The following is an 18759-nucleotide window of genomic DNA, read 5'->3' as shown; positions in this document are numbered from 1 at the left end:
TTTCTCTTTGTTTTCATTGACTCGAGTAGTGAATGACTACGGAACACTTTACGATATGATCTCCATTGTTGCGATAAATGTGTGGCCTGTCTGCTTTAAAAATCAGAGTATCCTCAGGTTCAACGATATAAACTTGTTCATTGACAACAACCTCTAACGTGCCTTCATTTACGAGAATGAATTCCTCAACCCCAGTTGTATGCGGTTCTGCTATATGCTCGCATCCTGGTTCAAGGGTTACTGAAAAGATCTCAAACTGTTGTTCAGGATTATAGGGGACAAGTGGATACACACGATATTGTCCGTTATTTTCAATAATGGGATTTACTTCTTTCTTTTTTACGATCGTAACATTCGGCTTGTATTGACTAACGAGTGAAGAAAAGGATAAGCGCAACCCACTAGCTATTTTCCAAAGGGTTGTGATTGTTGGAGCAGACTTGCCTCTTTCAATTTGTCCTAACATCGTTTTGCTAACTCCTGTTAATTCAGAAGTTTTATCCAAGCTCAAGTTTCTTTCCTTCCGAATACGCTTTATGTTCTCTCCGATATTCGTGTGAAATTCTTCCATCAAAATGCCCTCCATAGAGTTTGGACGTTATATTGCACGTATGTACGTTATACTTTACAATTGAGCTATATATAGTTTGAAGCAGACACTATATAGTCCAAAATATACGAAAAGAGGCGCTGTGTCTATGGAGAACACGATTTTATCAGGCGTTCATCAAGCGATTGGTAACACTCCCATGGTTCATCTTTCTAGGCTAACGGAAAATCTCACTGGAAATATTTTCGCCAAATTGGAATATGTAAATCCAGGCTTTAGCAAGAAGGATAGAATCGCTTTGCAGATTATTGAAGAGGCTGAGGAGGCTGGAATACTAAAACCGAATGACACCGTTGTGGAATTAACGAGTGGCAATACAGGGACTGGGCTTGCGATTGTTTGCGGAGTCAAAGGGTATAAATTCGTTGCTGTTATGTCAAAAGGAAATTCAATGGAAAGAGCGAGGATGATGCAAGTGCTCGGAGCAGAAGTTGTTTTAGTAGACCAAGCGCCTGGTTCCCCTGTAGGGCAAGTTTCTGGTGAAGACCTTGCTAAAGTGGAAGAAGTAGCGCAGCAAATCACAAAAGAAAGAAATGCGTTTCGTGCTGACCAATTTCATCACATTGGCAATCTTCATGCTCATGAATTTCACACGGGGGAAGAAATTTGGAAACAAACGAATGGAAAAGTAGACGTTTTCCTTGATTTTGCTGGTTCTGGTGGCACTTTTACTGGTTGTGCAAAAACGTTAAAAAAGTATAATCCCAACATTCGTTGTTATTTAGTTGAACCTTACACCGCACCGTTCTACTCTGGTAAAGCTGCTACTAACCTCAATCACAAGATCCAAGGTGGGGGATATTCCATGGATTTACCTCTTCTGGATAAGAACTTCATTACAGACTACATCCATGTTACAGATGAAGAAGCGACACAAGTTGCTAGAGAACTGGCAAGAAAAGAAGGAATATTCGCAGGATTTTCTTCGGGAGCAAATGTTGCGGCTGCCTTACAGCTTTTGAAAGGGAAAGAAAAAGGGGCCAATATTGTGCTAACGATTAATGATTCAGGTCTCAAATATTTAAGCACAGATCTCTATGAATAACTTCAACCGTCCAATCATGCGAGTTTATGAAGCCAAGTGTCAACAACCACCTGGCTTTTTCATGTTCAAATTACACGACGGTGAACGCATGATCATCAGTTGGCATATTGCCTCTTGAATCTCAAGTTACTAGAGGTTTTATAATTGGCTAGGGGGTGTTGTCACGTGCACGGAAAGGCGAGGAACAGATTAGACACCACACAAAATCAACAAACTGATCGAACAATGAAGGACGTGAAGTTCTTCATCGGACAAGTGGCGAAAATGACAGGTTCTTCTGTACCCACTGTTCGTTATTATGACGAGATCGGCCTGCTTTCACCTGCTGAGATAACTTCTGGAGGTCATCGCATGTATACGGCAGAGGAAATCTGGCGGTTAAAACTGATCCTAACCCTTCGCTATATAAACTTTGGTATTGATGAGATTAAGAGAATGTTAGCTGGGGATATACCTGTTGATATGGCGATAGAATGGCAAATCGAAGCTTTGGACATCCAAATGCGTACTCTTGCCAGCATGAAATCCATTTTGGAACAAACAAAGCAGAGTAAGGGTAACAGTGATTCTTTGAGCTATATGCACGATTTAATTGAATCAATTTCTACAGATGCATTGGAACGAGAAAAGTTTGTTTTGGAAAAAATGATTTCGTCCGTTTTTCCTGAACAATTCCCGGTTGAATGGCGAGAGATATTTTTATTAGGGGTTAACGTCTCCTCGTTGCTGGAAGGAAAGCTTTCGGCAGCACAAACGGCTGCATTAGATGAGTTGGAGGAAATGTTTAATGATCCAGAGATTGTCTGGGAGATGAAGCAAGATGTTATGTCCTTCCTAGAAATAGTTCACCTGCCTAAGATCAGTGTGGAGATGTGGAGCGCCAGAATGCTTAAAAACCTTAAACAGTTGTTAAAAGCAGCTGAGCAACATGCAACTCCAGACAGTCCTGTCGTACAGGCGAATGTTCAAGAGTATGTCTTGATGTTTGCCGATGTTGACGAACTCCCTGTCTCGCAGTCATTTTTCCGTCGGTTTGCTGAAAAGATGCTTTCAAGCCAATCAGAAAATCTCGAACGTTTCAGAAGAATTTGCTCAATCCTGTATCCTAGTTTGCAATCGTATATGAAAACAAATGAATTATTCTACCAAGCATTACAGTGGAAGCTTCAACAAATGGATAAAGAGTAAAGGTACTCTTTGTTACAGCTTGCGAAGGAGGTGAAATCATCTGTCATCATCGGAAGCTCTTTCAAAAAGAAAAGGGAAGGAGGTGGCATGCTGACATATGAAGAAAAACAAGCGAAAAACGTACAGTGTCTTTTGGCGGGGATTTGTCATTCTATGTATGTTCTTGGTGGTTGGTTGCAGCACGCAAACAACTGGGCCAGCCGAGCAGCAGGAGGGTGCTGAATCCAAAACAGGCGGAACGATTACAGTAGCGTACCCCTTTGAACCGGATACGTTAGATGCTCACATGTCTGTTGCATCTGCTGGGGTCTATACCTGGTTGCTCGGTGGATCACTGCTATATAAGGATCCTGCCACAAACGAATACAAGCCCTCTCTTGCTAGTGACTATAAAATTTCTGACGATGGCAAAACGTGGACCTTCACGATTCGTTCCGGGATTACCTTTCACGATGGGACAGCTCTTACTGCAAAAAGTTTTAAGGAAACCGTCGATCGTGCTCTCAATCCGCAGACAAAAGCAAAAACAGCTGCTGAATTAATGGCTCCAATAAAAAGTGTGAAAGCGCCAGACGATCAGACTCTCGTTTTGGAACTACAAGAACCCTATGCTGCCTTTCGCGATGCGCTAGGGAATTATTTAACGCAGCCGTTATCGTTGAAAGCGATTGAAAAGGCTGGAGAGAGCTATGGCCGGAATCCTGTGGGAGTAGGGCCTTGGAAGCTTGAGAGCTGGAAAACAGGCGAAGGTGTCACCTATGTTAGAAATGAAGCCTTTCAGTGGGGAGAGCCATATTATGAAAACCTAGGTCCTCCTAGAGCCAACAAACTTATCATAAAAGCAATTGCTGACAGCCAGCTCAGAATGTCAGCGCTAGAGAGTGGTGCTATCGATGTAGCAACGGAAGTACCTGTGAAAGACGCGAATCGTTATCGGAATAATCCGAAATATCAAGTGTTGGAATACTTACGTCCTGGAGTGGGTTTAATGTTGGAAATGAATCTGACAAGACCGGAGTTCCAGGATATTCAGGTACGTAAAGCAATTCATATGCTCGTCAATAAAGAAGCCATTGTCCAAGCGGTTACGAAGGGAGAAGGCGAAGTAGCCCATACGCCGTTATCTCCATCTACGCTAGGGTATGACAAATCCTTAGAGAAGTACGGGTACCAGTATCATGTGAACGAAGCAAAGAAGCTGTTGGACGAGGCTGGTTGGAAAGTAAACGGAAGTGGTGTGAGAGAAAAGGACGGAAAAACATTTAGTCTGAATTTGCTGAGTACCGCAGATCTAGACAAAGAAGCCCAATTGCTTCAAGCCATGCTGGGAGAAGCGGGTATCAACATGAAGATTCAGAATCTAGAAATAGCAGGGTACATGCAGGAAGTCGTCAAAGGAAATTTTGATGTAACGTTGATATCGGGCGCCTATGATGACCCTGATATTTTATACTTTTATTTTCATTCCAGCGGTGCCTACAACCTGTCTGGTGTACAAGATGACAAGCTGGATGCCCTCCTTTTGAAAGGGCGTACTACCATGCAGACTGATGCCAGAAAGCAAGTGTATATGGATGTACAGAAGCATCTGATTGAGCAAGCGTATGTTGTCCCTATCTATTACGATAAGGCCTTTACTGTCATCAATTCTCGAGTAAAAGGAGTCAAGTGGACATCTGTCATGCCAACATATAATGACAGCTGGATCGAGAACTAACTACATGTCAACAAAGGAGAGAAGCGCATGCCAAATAACGGATGGATTGAGTCTTTTGAAAAATACGCTCAAAAATGGATAACAAAAGGTCAGGTTCCTGGTGTTTCTATGGGAATAGCAAAAGATGGTCAAATCTTCTATAGTAACGGATTTGGCTTCCGTGATGTGGAACGGCAGTTAGGAGTTACAGTCGATACGGTATTTGGAATTGGATCCATCACAAAATCCTTTACTTGTGTGGCGGTCATGCAATTACAAGAAGCTGGTAAGTTATCCGTACATGACCCTGTTGTCAAATACTTGCCGGAGTTTCGACTGAAAAATAATGATGTGGGACAAATCACGATTCATCATTTTATGACGAATACGAGTGGGATTCCTCCCTTGCCAACGTTTTTTGCAAGTGTGATGCGAAGTTTGGAAGAGAATGAGGCAGAAGACTATCCATTTCTGCAAAACGAGACAGATGTTACGGTACCAATCGATACGTACGAAGACCTGATGAGTGTTATCGCTACATTAGATTTAGAGCTTTTAGGGCCACCGGGTACAGAGTTCAGTTATTCCAATGATTGTTTTGCCTTGCTGGGAGCGATCATTGAACGCGTCAGCGGGAAGTCGTATGAGACTTATGTCAAGGAGCATATCATAGATCCAATCGGGATGGAGCACACGAGCTTTTTTCTGGAAGAGCTGAATGGCTATGAGAATATTACAAATCTTTATATCATGCGAGACAGAGGCGATCACAAGGAAGTGGTCCCATCTCCGAATTGGTGGGATACTCCCACTTCTCGGGCGGCAGGATTTATAAAATCAACGGTGCGGGATATGTTGCGATATACGGACATGTTCTGCAAAGGTGGGCTTACAGCAGGAGAAAATCGTATCCTGACACCTGAGAGTGTACAACTCATGATTACCCCTTACTTTCCAACTGACTTGGTACCTGGTCAATTTTACGGGTACGGCTTGCTCATAACTTCTGACTACTACGGGAAAAAGTTAGTTGAACATAGTGGTGGTATTAAAGGGGTTACGGCTCAAATGTGCTTCTTTCCCGAAACAGGACTGGCCGGAGTGGCACTGTCCAATCTAGAATTGTCGCCGATTTTGGCGGTAATGTTGGGTGCGCTAAATAGTCTGGAAAACCGCCCTCCTGAAACCTCTCATCTGGTTAGCAAGATTGATTTTCTAACCGAGGAAGCTATGAATCAATTCGTGGGGGATTATCAATCGAGTGAGTTAGGGACATTGCCGATCAGATTAGAAAATGGTCAACTGATGCTCTCCTTTTTGGGAGAAAATTACGTAATGAGACCATTTGCTGAAGATCTCTTTGTAGTACAGGCGTTTGGAACAGATTTCTCGGCACGGTTTATCAGATTGAGAAATCATGAGATTGTTCGAGTGTCTTTTGCGGGAAGACAATTTTATAAAACGAGTGGGGGAAACGAAAAATGACCCAACAAGCCAATGTAAGCGATGCGAGATGCCGCCAGCTTGATGAGCTTTTTTCTACGCTTGCCGAACAAAACAATTGGAGCGGTAACATCTTGATTTTGGAAGAAGGGAAACCTTATTATCAAAATTCCATAGGATTGGCCAATCTGGAAACGGCTGAAAGATTGTCACCAGATTCGGTATTTGAACTCGCTTCGGTTTCCAAGGCGTTTACAGCAATGGCAGTCATGATCTTGCAAGAGCAAGGGAAGCTCGACTATTCAGATAAAGTTGACGACCTCCTTCCAGATTTTCCTTATGCCGATATGACTGTAGAGAATCTACTCGTACACACATCCGGTTTGCCTGATTACATGGAGTTGTTTTCGCAATATTGGGATAAAACGCAAGTGGCTACGAATCAAGACATACTCGATCAGCTAATCAAGCATCGACCCAACGTCTTGTTTCAACCCAATGAAAAGTATGCGTACAGTAATACCGGCTATGCTTTATTAGCATCTATCGTAGAACACGTAGCTGATACACAATTTGCCGATTTCTTGCAGCAACAGATATTTCAACCACTAGGTATGCAGCATACGAAAGTGTACAACCGAAGATATTCGCCTGAGTTGATCCAGCATTACGCGTATGGATACGTGTATTCCGCTCAATCTGAAGCATTTGTGTTACCGGATGATTCAAGTGAGCACGATTTTGTCATTTATCTGGATGGCATTCAGGGAGACGGCGCGGTCAGTTCAACACTGGATGACTTGCGTAAGTGGGACAGAGCTCTTTACACAGAAAAGCTGGTAAAAAAAGAAACGCTAGAGAGAGCGTTTTCCCCCGTTCAGCTTACTGACAACAATTTATCAAATTATGGTTATGGCTGGCGGCTGCGTGAAAATCAGGTGACAGGAAAAGTCGTGCATCACAGTGGAGGCTGGCCGGGGTATCGAAGCTACTTGATACGATATATTCAAACAGATAAAACGATTATTTATCTTACAAACGTGGATCAGGAACGTGATTTGACAGAAAAGGCTGTAGAGGCAATCGAGAATATTTTATTTGAACGACCATATGACATTCCGTAGCCATTTAAAAAGAGGAGCCGCCATCGACGGTTCCTCTTTTTTCGTCCTACACAAGCATTTTTTTCACCAACTGTGTCCGGTTGCTGACATCCATCTTGTCAAAGATTGATTTCAAATGTTTTTTCACTGTGACTTCGCTCAAATACAAGCGGGCAGCGATTTCCGCATTCGTCAATCCCTCCAGCACAAGGCTGGCTACTTCCTGTTCTCGTACCGTCAGCGTACTCATTTCTATCGTTGTGACTATGCCAGGTGATGTCGGTGGAGCAGCAGCTGGAGTCGCTTCTTCTTCCAGGCGAAAATCCGCATCCAATCCGGATCGTTTAAGCAGTTTTTGCAAATAAGCGGGAAGATGCTCGCCTTGCGTATCACGGAAAAATACGAGGGTGGGTGTTACTCCGTCATAGTTGGTGTGGGTGGCGAAATCGGCTATATCAAACCCCAAACTTTCGTGGGCAGCTTTGAAAAAAGGAAATGGTGAAGGTGAACACAACAAAAACTCTCCGGAGAACATCAAACCGTGCAACATATGGCCAATAGCTGTATGTTGGGAAACATCCTCGTAATCATCTTGATGAATGGTGTGGATGAACCAGCCAGCGCGTGTGTGTTCCGGCACGCGAAACCGTTCTAGCTCTTGTTTGGATAGAGCAGTGAAATAGGAACGAGAACCGGAATGTTCCATCAGGTAAGGAAGGGTTTTTTCGTTGATGGGAACAACTGCAGCAAGTGCCGAGATCGCTCCGTTATCATTGCGCAAAACGCGAAGCACGTCGTATCCCAGCGAGAATAGACGGTTATGATCAAGCCAATTCAATGGGTACAAGGTTTGCTCCGCTGTCAGGTGAAAATCAAAATGTCGGTTCGTGTGCGGATCAAATAGCTTGATCGTTTTAGGGGAGGGACAGTGCCGCTGATTGCGGATATACTCCAGTAGTTCTTCCCGATGACCAGTGTGGATTGATTCGAACGGTTTGGGTAATGGGTCGAACCAATTTAAAAAGGCTCGGATGAGTGCGTCACCTAAAAAGAAGGTAAGCTCTAAAGCTTCTGGTGTACGGACCGAATGAGCTGACTTGGTGAACTTCTCATAATAGTAGTGAACGGCCCGCTTTTGCAAATCTGCAAAATGAAGCGGAGTCCGTGCCCGCATATCCTGGGCAATAGATTCTCTCATCAAGGAATGAATCGTCCAGCCGCTGTCCACTTTCCTTACAAACGAAAATCGGATCAATTGGAAAAACTCGGACGCGGTGATTTCCCTTTTTAATAAAAAAGACAGATTATCCTGATTAAAGTGTCGCAATACGGCTGCTGCTTCCACGAGAGGACGCAAATGCTCGCCGGGAACTTCGCGCAACCATTGGCTTACGACAAACGGAAGCGTGTCCATTTCCTCATGAAAAGCCCCGTTTCCTTCCTGATCTTTCGGCTGCAAGGTAAAGGACAGCAATGACAGGGTAAGGGGATGCCCTTTGGAGCGCCGCCACATTTCTTGGATGATAGTCGGTTCAAAAATGTGACAGTAATGCGCATACCGCTCGACAGCATCGTAAGGAAGATGGGATAAAGGGACCCTACTGATGAAGTGCCGCCAACCGGGCGAAAGAAGCCAAGCTTCAGACAGCGGATGCCTCCCTGCGATCACGATCAGGATATTCGCGCTTAATCGTTTGAAAAAATATTCGCGCAACCAATGGTCCAAGCCGTCCAAGTTCTCGTAAATGTCGAGAAAGAGCACGAGTCTTTGATCGGCCGCTTTTTCATTCAGCTTCGAAACGCATTCCTCCAACAATTGGGATGGATGCTGCTCTTTTCCCTTATGATAGACATGCAATGCCTGCAAAATATGCAGGCAAAAATCAGAGGGCGTGTGCCAAAATTGCTCGCTGTCCAAAGAGAGAGTAGCTGCTTGCCGCAGATGAGCTTGCCGCCTGAGCTCGTCGAGCAAATAGCTTTTTCCTACGCCTGCGGTTCCGAAGAGATTCATGATTTTTTTGGAGCGCCGCTCATCCGCAAGCAACTTCAAAAAATGAAGGACTTCCTCGGTTCTTCCTACCATCAGACGACTTTCCAGCTCTTCAAGGCTATCCTGATAATTCATAGCATCACCTGCTCCATCACAAGGTTTTTCCTTTTTCTTCCTACGATTTTACTACGCTTCTTTTATACTGGGTACTCATATTTATCGCACGGGTATCCTTTTGGATGTATCCTTTCGAGTAATATCGAGCCCCGTATAGTCGGTGTTAGGATGAAACAGGCGAGTCAATACGAACGGATGGAGGGAACATGTCAATGCTAAGCCGCATGGGTCACATTTCCTTATACGCGCATGATGTTCGCAGATTGGCCTCTTTTTATGAAACCGCACTTGATCTTGCAGTGGTGAACCATAGCGACGAAACGGCATGCTTGGCGATTGATCCGCAATCGGGCAGGCACGATTTGCTCATCCTGAATAATCCGCATCATGTGCATCTGGCATTTTGGGTAGATACGTTGGATCACTTCAAGGAAGTGTGGAGGAGGCTGACGGATCACGGAATTTTGGCACATGGTCCATATGTGGAGAGCGAATATGCACGTTTTTCTTTTCTTGATCCGGAAGGCAATCATGTGGAGATCATATGGGCGCATCGAGGAGAAACACCACATCCACAAAGAAGAAAAATCAGCTTTCGGGAGTTAGAGGAATTCGGCGTAAGCCAAGAATGATTCGTCCGTGCAATGGAGACTGGCTCGCACAAACTATTTCATTCATTGTGATAAGGGAGAGGAAAAAAGAATGTCAACTTCTACAAACACTTTCAATGCAGGGGGAAATACGCTCGGGATTACGACCATGGCTGTGAATCCGACAACCTTCCAAGCAGCCCCCCAAATGGTTCAGGATCGAATGACGTATCACAAAGCGGTGCTGGAGTCATTCGGAATTACATCCCTGTCTAGTCTGGGGTCGCTTAAGATCCGTGGGACGGTAGTACCTCAGTCGGGATTAACGAAACCAAGCCCAACTCTCGTCAGTGGGAATACCATGATTCAGTCTGCGTACCGAATCGACTCAGCTAAATCTTCACCAACGTTGCAAATGTTGAGTGGAAAAGCAGAACTGTTGCAAACCATTCCGTTTCCTAAAAAAATGACGGCTACATTAGCTGTACCATCTCCTGTTTCGGCCTTGAATATATCGGTGGACACTGCCTATTGGGCCGCATCGGAAATTTATATCGAGGATGGAACCAATGTTATTTTGAAATATCCGCAGCGCTACTTGATCATCATCGCCGAAAAGTTGACAGTCGGACAAAATGTTACGTTTACATGGGAGCGCCCTTACCGCTATGTTCCAGCCAAACGCCAAAAACCAATAACACCACCTGATGCACCGATGTCCTCGACGCTCTCCGGCATTCCGGGGACACCTGGAACACATGGATTGCCCGGAGACCGTGGATTCGACGGCGCTGCTGCTCCTGAACTCGAATTATGGGTCCTTAATCTGGCGGGACGTCCTCATTTTGACTTGAAAGGGCAAGATGGCACACAAGGTGGGCCTGGGCAAGACGGTGGAGATGGTGGCAGAGGAGGAAAAGGCAAGCCAGCTGAATTGGATTGGGCAGGTTTCTGCAAAGCCGGAGCGGGAGCCGGTGGAAATGGAGGGCGCGGCGGTGCAGCAGGATACGGAGGTCCGGGAGGCAATGGAGGCGCTGGTGGTCGGTTGACCCTGTACGCGCCACAAACCATCATCCAAAATTATTCGCAAGGCTTTGCGATCACAATTGAGGGGGGAAGCCCGGGGGCAGGTGGAATTCCTGGCAATCCTGGAGCAGGCGGACCGGGTGGAGCCGTGGGTGACACCAAGAATGGAAAATTCGGTACGGCATGCGGTCCAGGGCCAAGAACAGCAGGTCAACCGGGTGAACAGGGTTCATTTGCCGATGCTGGTCGTGTCGGATATGCGGGAGGCCGATTGTCTGAACCTGTCAGCTTTCGAGCCATCGACGCAGATGAATTCAGACGCAAGCTCTTGGAGCCATCGATTAGCCATGTATCTCCGCTCTATGCATTCGCAGGTGATACAGTGACGCTGGAAGGAAGTCGTTATACCAAAACCGATGTCGTGCTGATCGATGGCACGGAAACGAAAACCCAGGTAGTAAGTGATACCATGCTCCATTTTGTCTTGCCTTTCGTGACAGGGGGCTCCCGCACGCTTCAAGTACGACAATCAGATATGACTCTTTCCAACAAGGCATCCGTCTTCGTGAATCCACGAGTTATTTCCGCCCAACAAGAAAATCAAGTGAAAACACGGGTGAGGCCCGGACAAAAAGTGATTGTGAACGGAAGCGGCTTTTCCGAAGGGACACTTGTCTTGGTAAACAACCAAGAAATGCCCGATGTACGGATGTTAAGCTCGACTCAAATGGAATTTACCTTGATTCGACCGGCCGATGTTGCGAGCAATCCAGCGGGTGAGCAGGTGACCCTGAAAGTGCGGCTTTCCGATGGGACACCTTCGAATGAAATTCCACTGACCCTAGAAACTTTCCATATGCTCGTGATGGGTGATTCCGTGAGCTGGGGGCAAGGCTTGCAGGAGCATGAGAAGTTTTATTCCATCGTGGGTGCAGCCGTTCAGGCCAGAGAAGGAAATATCAAGCAATATACACAAGTACTCGCTCATTCCGGCGCCATTATTGGAGAGGGTAAGGATGATGTAGTGGCCCCCGTAGACGGCGAGGTACCTAAATCGTTCCCAACGATCCTGCAGCAATGTGCGTTCTTCAAAGGCGAGGCTGACTTGGTGGATTTGATTCTTTTGGATGGAGGTATGAACGATGTCGATGTTCGGACAGTTCTGAATCCTTTCCATCCAGCCGATTTGGGGAAATTACATTATGACTATTTCTTTGTGAGCATGAAGAAATTGCTGGTCGAGGTGACGAATAAATTTACACAAGCCAAGGTCATCGTTACCGGTTATTATCCACCTGTGTCTGAAAAGAGCGATATGGCTGTGGTAGAAGCACTATTGATTGGCGTAGGGGCCATTGTCGGAGGTGTCGGCGGCGGTGCAGCCGGAGGAATTCTGGGTGCAGCTGAGTTGGAAAAGGTATACAAACGCTGTGCCCAGCTTGAAGCAGAATCAAAGGTCTACTTGCGGAAAGTCATCGATGAGAGAAATGCGGAGCTCGATAAACCGCGTATCTTTTTCGCCGATCCGAATTTTGGTCCGGAGCATGCGGCGCTGACGGATGATCCCTATGTATTCGGCATCAATTTGGACCTGACTCCTCAAGACCTGATCGCAGCCGAGCGCCTCGTCTCCTGCACAGAAGCAGGGTGCACAGGCTTGGATTTCGAGATTTGCAAGCGTGCCTCGATCGGTCATCCCAATCAAAAGGGAGCCCAAGCGTACGCAAACGCAATCTTGCCTCTTCTGTAAGCAGTAGAATCATAAGATGATTGACACAGATACGCTGTCGGAGGAACTGATGTTCCCTGACAGCTTTTTCATGTGCCCAATCCTTCCATAAAAAAAGTTGGATTTCCATGTAGATCCGGTGATATAATGTTGCCGTAGCTGATCATAGATGGTGAGTAATGACGAATTGCTCAATCATCCTGATCTCACCCATAGATATGTTGGGACGGATAACGAGTATCATTGGATGCTTCGGAATTAGCCCACCATCAAACGATTTGCGCATGGCCATGTGTTCATGCTCAGGTTGTTTGATGGTGGGCTTTTATTATTTTCTTGGAGGTTTTAGAGGGTATGCAAAAAATTAGCTTTGAACTAAATGGAGTGAAGCATGAAGCGGAGGAAGGAACCCGTATCCTAGATTATTTACTGCAAAAGGAAATAGAGCATCCTCACATTTGCTACTCACCCATATTAGGGCCCATTCAAACTTGTGATACATGCATGTGTGAAATTGACGGGAAAATGATGCGGGCATGCTCGACTCCTATCGAGGAAGGGATGCATATCCTTACATCCTCCGAACGGGCAAAAGGTGCACAGACAGAAGCAATGGACCGGATCTTGGAAAACCACATGCTGTATTGTACCGTCTGCGACAACAACAACGGAAATTGTCGGGTTCACAATACGGCAGAGATGCTCGAAATTGAGCACCAAACACGCCCGTTCCGAGAAAAAAAGGAAGAAGTGGATATGTCGCATCCCTTTTATCGCTATGATCCCGATCAATGCATTCTCTGTGGCCGTTGCACGGAGGTTTGTCAGGATTTACAGGTAAATGAAACGCTCACCATCGATTGGGAACGAGAGATTCCTAGAGTGATCTGGGATGATAATAAATCGATTAATGAATCATCTTGTGTGTCATGCGGTCAGTGTGTGACAGTCTGTCCGTGCAATGCACTGATGGAGAAATCTATGCTCGGCGAAGCTGGCTTTCTGTCAGGGATGAAAAAAGACCTGTTGAATCCGATGGTCGATCTCATTAAAGAAGTCGAGCCTGGCTACAGCAGCATTTTTGCTATCTCTGAAGTAGAGGCGGCGATGCGGGAAACAAGGACCAAGAAAACGAAAACCGTATGTACGTTCTGTGGGGTAGGCTGTTCATTTGAGGTATGGACCAAAGGCCGCCACATTCTAAAAGTAGAACCAACGGAAGATTCTCCAGTCAACAGTGTCTCTACTTGTGTAAAAGGGAAGTTCGGTTGGGATTTTGTTAACAGTGATCAACGTTTGACTACACCTTTGATTCGAAAGGGAGACGCATTTGTGCCAGCTACGTGGGATGAGGCGCTTGCACTGATCGCCGAGCGAATGGGTTCCATCAAGCAAAACTACGGAGGCAACGCGCTTGGATTTGTAAGCTCATCCAAAACGACCAATGAAGATGCCTACCTCATGCAAAAACTGGCGCGGCAGGTATTTGAATCAAACAATATTGACAACTGCTCCAGGTACTGCCAGTCACCTGCCACCGATGGGTTGCTTGCAACGGTAGGATACGGTGGTGACTCGGGTACCATTCAAGATATCGCAAGTGCCGGATTAGTCATCATCGTCGGTGCGAATCCAACAGAGGGTCATCCCGTCTTGGCAACCCGCGTGAAACGGGCACAGAAATTATACGGTCAAAAACTGATTGTCTCAGATCTGCGCAAGCATGAAATGGCCGAACGTTCCGATCTGTACCTGCATCCAAAACAAGGGACCGATTTTGTCTGGCTGACGGCAGTTGCGAAGTACATCATCGATCAAGGCTGGCATGCCGAAGCCTTTCTCCAAAACCGGGTAAACGATTTTGATTCTTATCGGAAAATGCTTGAAAAATACACGCTGGAGTATGCTGTGGAAGTAGCCGGGCTGACAAAAGAACAGTTGATTGAAACAGCCACAATGATTCGCGAAGCAGATGGTACTTGCATTTTGTGGGGAATGGGTGTGACGCAGAATATCGCGGGTTCGCATACGTCAGCCGCTATCTCTAATCTCTTGCTGGTAACAGGAAACTACGGTCGATCAGGTGCAGGAGCCTATCCATTGCGTGGACACAACAACGTACAAGGCGCTTGCGACATGGGGACACTCCCTACCTGGCTGCCAGGGTATCAGCCAATTACGGATGATCAGGCGAGGGCCAAATTTGAAAAGGCGTATGGCGTAACGATCTCGAACAAATCAGGCTTAACCAATATTGAAATGCTGGAAGCGGTGGAGAAAGGCGAACTGAAAGCCATGTACCTGATGGGGGAAGACATGGCTTGGGTCGACTCCAACGCCAACCACGTGCATGATACGCTCAGCAAGCTTGATTTCTTTGTCGTACAAGACATATTCCTGACCAAGACGGCTCAATTTGCCGATGTCGTTTTACCTGCGTCTCCATCCCTGGAAAAAGAGGGTACCTTTGTGAATACGGAAAGACGCATCCAACGGTTGTATCAAGTAATGGAACCACTGGGAGAATCAAAACCTGACTGGTCGATCATCCAACTAATCGCACAACGAATGGGCGCAAACTGGAGTTACCAACACCCTGGAGAGATCATGGACGAAATTGCGAGCCTGGCACCGATTTATGCTGGAGTCTCTTACGATCGTTTAGAAGGATGGAGCAGCTTGCTTTGGCCAGTGCAACAAGATGGTACCCACGAGCCGCTTCTGTACAAAGATCAATTCAACTTCCCAGACGGAAAAGCAAGACTTTCGCTCGTTGAATATGTTCCGCCTATGGAGTATCCATCGGAATTTGATCTTACTTTAAATAATGGACGACTACTGGAGCATTTCCATGAAGGAAATATGACGAATAAATCAAAAGGCATCCAATATAAGCTACCGGAAGTATTTGTGGAGGTTTCCCCTGAGCTTGCCCGCGATCGGGGGCTAAAAGACGGTTCGTTGGTTCGGCTCGTCTCTTCATACGGAGCCATTAAGCTTCGTGTTCTCGTGACAGATCGAGTCAGCGGTAAAGAATTGTATGTACCTATGCACTCTGTTAGCCATGAAAATGCCATTAACCTTTTAACCGGCAGCGTCGGGGACGTTCGCACGCAAACCCCTGCCTACAAGCAAGCAAAGGTACGTATGGAGTTTCTCAAAGAAAAAGGAATGACTCCACTGCCCATGTACAATCCCCGCTATGCGAAGCGAAACCCTCAGATGGGTGTCCAAGTAGAGCGCAAATGGGCGAGAGACGATTACGAACCGATTGCAGATGTAAACATGGTGGGAGGTAAAAAATAATGGCAAGACCGATTTCAAAAGTGGCAGAACCTGTTCTTACTGAAAGAGAAAAACAAGATCAATCGGTAGAAAGTGTCATACAAGCGCTCGCCAAAAATCCGGAAGGGATCCAGGCAACGATCAAGCTGCTCCAGGAACTCCATGAAAGGGAACCTGACAAATGTTGAAAAATTTATGATTCTGTCTGATGAAGGCAAACGAATGGTACACGATGCACGCACGAAGCTCGTGAAGAACATTTATAACGACCCTGCGGTAGTATCAAAACTCGAAGATATCATCCACGCAAAGGTCTTGCGGATTTTTTCAGATATTAGCATTGAAGAGGATATTGCCATGACCGTCTATGTTTTAGATAGATCAATTTCTTGATCAGGATGGGAGGGAAGGAGAAAAACTCTCGTGATTCAACCGATGTGCGTTTTATCACATGTCCTGCATGATGAATATGGTACTTTGAAGGAAGTGGAAGATTCCATCGTGACAGAATCACCGCTCGAAGTCAGCTCCTACTGAATTGGCTCTTCGTCTGGAGCAGGATCTTGGCATTTCCACTGTTGGTTTTATTCGAAATCAGAAGTTTAATGTGTACACGTGGCCCGAACGAATTGCAGAGGTTGAAAGGGGGAAGTCCAGTGATTCCAAGTGAATTGGTGGACGCTTTTGGTCGTGTCCATGACTATCTACGCATATCGGTAACGGATCGTTGCAACTTGCGGTGTGTTTACTGCATGCCTGCTGATGGGATGGAATTTGAACCTGATGAAAATATCTTGTCTTTGAACGAAATAACCGAGGTTGTGAGGGTTTTGGCCGAAATGGGGGTCAAAAAAGTAAGGCTGACAGGTGGAGAACCATTGGTCCGCAAAGGCATTGAACATTTGGTATCCGCGATAGCGGGAATTCCAGGAATCGAAGATATCGCTTTGACTACCAATGGGATTTTCTTGGCGAGAAAGGCCCAACAATTAAAAGAAGCCGGCTTGAACCGTGTGAATATCAGTCTGGATACATTGAAAGCGGATCGTTTCTCGTTGATTACCCGCGGTGGAGATGTCCATCGAGTTCTGGATAGCATAGCTGCATGCCAACAAGTAGGGATAGATCCAATTAAGTTGAACGTCGTCCTTATGAAGGGGATCAACGATGATGAAATAGAAGATTTTCTTCAGCTTACGATCGATAGTCATTTACAAGTTCGATTTATAGAGTACATGCCCATCGGCCACAACGACATGAGATGGAAGCAATCCTATCTGCCATTGTCCACCGTATTGGAACGCTGTCATCATTTGGGCTGGAAAGTGGCTGAGAGTCATGAAGTGCGAGGCAACGGACCTGCACAAACGTTTCGGATAGAAGGCGCCAAGGGGAGTTTTGGGCTTATTCATCCCGTGAGCGATCATTTCTGCGAAACTTGTAATCGGCTTCGTTTGACAGCGGATGGAAATATAAAGCCATGCCTATATTGGTCGGATGAGTTTAATGTTCGTAAGTGCATTGGAGATGATGAAGCGGTACGCGACCTCTTTTTTCGAGCATTGCATATCAAACCACTGAATCACGAAATGGCCAAAGCTTTAGTTGATGAGAGTCAGTCGTATGTACCAACAGGTAGGCGCATGTCTCAAATTGGAGGGTAGTGTAAACGACATGGATAGAGTAGATTGCGTGAATCGATTTCATCGAAATGCGGTTCAAGTTGTGGAAGCACAGCGCAGAATTGAGCAACATCTGAACCGTCTGGATGTGGAAGAAGTCTCATTGGAAAATGCCTACAGTCGTACGTTGGCGGAGGATATCATTGCGCCAGACAATATGCCTCATTTCCGGCGTTCCGGGATGGATGGTTTTGCGATCATGTCCAGTTCTACTCGAAGGACATCATCTGAATCTCCTGTCCTTTTGGAAGTGATCGACAATATTCCGTGTGGAGCTCAACCTACAAAAGCATTATCGCAAAGAACGGCCTCCCGAATCATGACGGGAGCCATGGTACCTGAAAATGCAGACGCAGTCATCATGCTGGAAATGACAGACGACTTTGAGGAGCAGGGCAAAACATACATTTCCATTAAAAAAGAAGTCCATCCTGGGCAGAACCTGACTCCGATTGGCCACGAAATCACAATGGGCCATTGTGTTCTGCAAAAAGGTATAGAAATCCTCGCTGGTGAGACCGCATTGTTGGCTACATTCGGTTTCTCCCGCGTCAAAGTATATAAGCGCCCAACCATCGCAATTTTTGCAACAGGTTCAGAGCTTTTACCTGTAGATGCGCCACTTTGCGCAGGTAAAATTCGAAACAGTAACTCTTACATGCTGGCGGCACTTATTCGGGGGGCAGGAGGGATTCCATTACTGATGGGTTCCATCCCAGACGAAGCGGATCAGGCACAAACTCGTATTCTTGAAGCATTTTCCGTTGCGGATTTCGTGATCACAACAGGTGGAGTATCGGTAGGCGACTACGACATTCTCGTAGATATTTTTGAAAAATGGAAAGGGAAGGTCCTGTTTAACAAAGTAGCGATGCGACCTGGAAGTCCTACATCCGCAGGGGTTTGGAATGATCAATTTTTGTTTGCTTTGTCAGGCAATCCGGGAGCATGCTTTGTTGGTTTTGAGCTCTTCGTTCGTCCTGTGATTTTGGGTATGCAGGGTATTCAAAATAGATACATGAGAGACTTTACTGCTTTTCTAGGCGAAGACTTTACAAAGGTAAATGCGTATCCTCGGTATGTTCGCGGAAAGTTTTATGTAATCGATGGCAAGGTGTTCGTAAAACCTGTTGGGATGGATCAATCAAGCGTTACGGTATCCATTAAAGATTCCGATTGCTTGATCAAGATTCCACCTGGAGGAAAGGGAATGCTACAAGGTGAACTTGTCTGTGCCTTGATGCTTAGAGGATAA

14 protein-coding genes and 1 pseudogene are annotated in these 18759 nt (G+C 45.9%); 13 read left to right on the top strand and 2 right to left on the bottom strand.

The genetic code is table 11. The features are described from left to right. Window positions 1-13: 13 nt before the first annotated feature. Entirely contained in the window at window positions 14-571 is a 558-nt protein-coding gene (locus C7R92_RS13485; RefSeq protein ID WP_106834610.1) for a helix-turn-helix domain-containing protein, read from the bottom strand. 127 nt (window positions 572-698) lie between these two features. On the opposite strand from C7R92_RS13485, the gene C7R92_RS13480 reads away from it, so the two are divergent. The 5 genes from C7R92_RS13480 to C7R92_RS13460 all read left to right on the top strand — a co-directional run bounded on the left by C7R92_RS13480 (window position 699) and on the right by C7R92_RS13460 (window position 7106). Continuing rightward, complete coding sequence (locus C7R92_RS13480; protein WP_106834609.1) at window positions 699-1655, top strand: PLP-dependent cysteine synthase family protein; 957 nt, start codon at window positions 699-701, stop codon at window positions 1653-1655. A 165-nt stretch (window positions 1656-1820) separates the two neighbouring features. Beyond that, window positions 1821-2843 carry a MerR family transcriptional regulator gene (locus tag C7R92_RS13475; RefSeq protein WP_106834608.1) on the top strand — a complete coding sequence of 341 codons (1023 nt, stop codon included), beginning with the start codon at window positions 1821-1823 and terminating at the stop codon, window positions 2841-2843. Between the two features lie 97 nt (window positions 2844-2940). Further along, a complete protein-coding gene (locus tag C7R92_RS13470; protein WP_106834607.1) occupies window positions 2941-4560 on the top strand; it encodes an ABC transporter substrate-binding protein in 1620 nt (539 codons plus the stop codon). A gap of 27 nt (window positions 4561-4587) precedes the next feature. Next, on the top strand, window positions 4588-6024 hold the full coding sequence (locus C7R92_RS13465) for a serine hydrolase domain-containing protein (RefSeq protein WP_106834606.1): 1437 nt from the start codon (window positions 4588-4590) through the stop codon (window positions 6022-6024). Next, complete coding sequence (locus C7R92_RS13460; RefSeq protein WP_106834605.1) at window positions 6021-7106, top strand: serine hydrolase domain-containing protein; 1086 nt, start codon at window positions 6021-6023, stop codon at window positions 7104-7106. The genes C7R92_RS13465 and C7R92_RS13460 overlap by 4 nt, the downstream gene beginning before the upstream one ends. A gap of 46 nt (window positions 7107-7152) precedes the next feature. Here C7R92_RS13460 and C7R92_RS13455 read toward each other — a convergent pair whose 3' ends face one another. Next, window positions 7153-9210 (bottom strand): LuxR C-terminal-related transcriptional regulator, encoded by a 2058-nt coding sequence (locus C7R92_RS13455; protein ID WP_106834604.1) that lies wholly within the window; start codon window positions 9208-9210, stop codon window positions 7153-7155. A gap of 188 nt (window positions 9211-9398) precedes the next feature. On the opposite strand from C7R92_RS13455, the gene C7R92_RS13450 reads away from it, so the two are divergent. From C7R92_RS13450 to C7R92_RS13420, 8 genes and pseudogenes are all read left to right on the top strand, one after another. After that, window positions 9399-9824, top strand: coding sequence for a VOC family protein (locus C7R92_RS13450; protein ID WP_069845001.1), 426 nt, complete (start codon window positions 9399-9401; stop codon window positions 9822-9824). 70 nt (window positions 9825-9894) lie between these two features. Continuing rightward, window positions 9895-12558 (top strand): IPT/TIG domain-containing protein, encoded by a 2664-nt coding sequence (locus C7R92_RS13445; RefSeq protein WP_106834603.1) that lies wholly within the window; start codon window positions 9895-9897, stop codon window positions 12556-12558. Window positions 12559-12891: 333 nt separating this feature from the next. Next, window positions 12892-15843 carry a formate dehydrogenase subunit alpha gene (gene fdhF / locus C7R92_RS13440; protein ID WP_106834602.1) on the top strand — a complete coding sequence of 984 codons (2952 nt, stop codon included), beginning with the start codon at window positions 12892-12894 and terminating at the stop codon, window positions 15841-15843. After that, entirely contained in the window at window positions 15843-16010 is a 168-nt protein-coding gene (locus tag C7R92_RS31885; RefSeq protein WP_208636206.1) for a hypothetical protein, read from the top strand. Before fdhF ends, C7R92_RS31885 begins: the two co-directional genes overlap by 1 nt. After that, window positions 15985-16215, top strand: coding sequence for a Na-translocating system protein MpsC family protein (locus tag C7R92_RS13435; RefSeq protein ID WP_146147615.1), 231 nt, complete (start codon window positions 15985-15987; stop codon window positions 16213-16215). The genes C7R92_RS31885 and C7R92_RS13435 overlap by 26 nt, the downstream gene beginning before the upstream one ends. A 124-nt stretch (window positions 16216-16339) precedes the next feature. Then, a pseudogene (locus C7R92_RS13430) lies at window positions 16340-16492 on the top strand (formate dehydrogenase accessory sulfurtransferase FdhD); the annotation flags it as partial. After that, entirely contained in the window at window positions 16479-17486 is a 1008-nt protein-coding gene (moaA, locus tag C7R92_RS13425) for a GTP 3',8-cyclase MoaA (protein ID WP_106834601.1), read from the top strand. The pseudogene C7R92_RS13430 and the gene moaA, both read left to right, overlap by 14 nt. Before the next feature lie 10 nt (window positions 17487-17496). Next, entirely contained in the window at window positions 17497-18759 is a 1263-nt protein-coding gene (locus C7R92_RS13420) for a molybdopterin molybdotransferase MoeA (protein WP_328139094.1), read from the top strand.

The sequence above is a fragment of the Brevibacillus porteri genome, from assembly GCF_003013475.1.
Lineage (GTDB): Bacteria > Bacillota > Bacilli > Brevibacillales > Brevibacillaceae > Brevibacillus > Brevibacillus porteri.
This window is presented reverse-complemented; position numbering and strand designations above follow the sequence as displayed.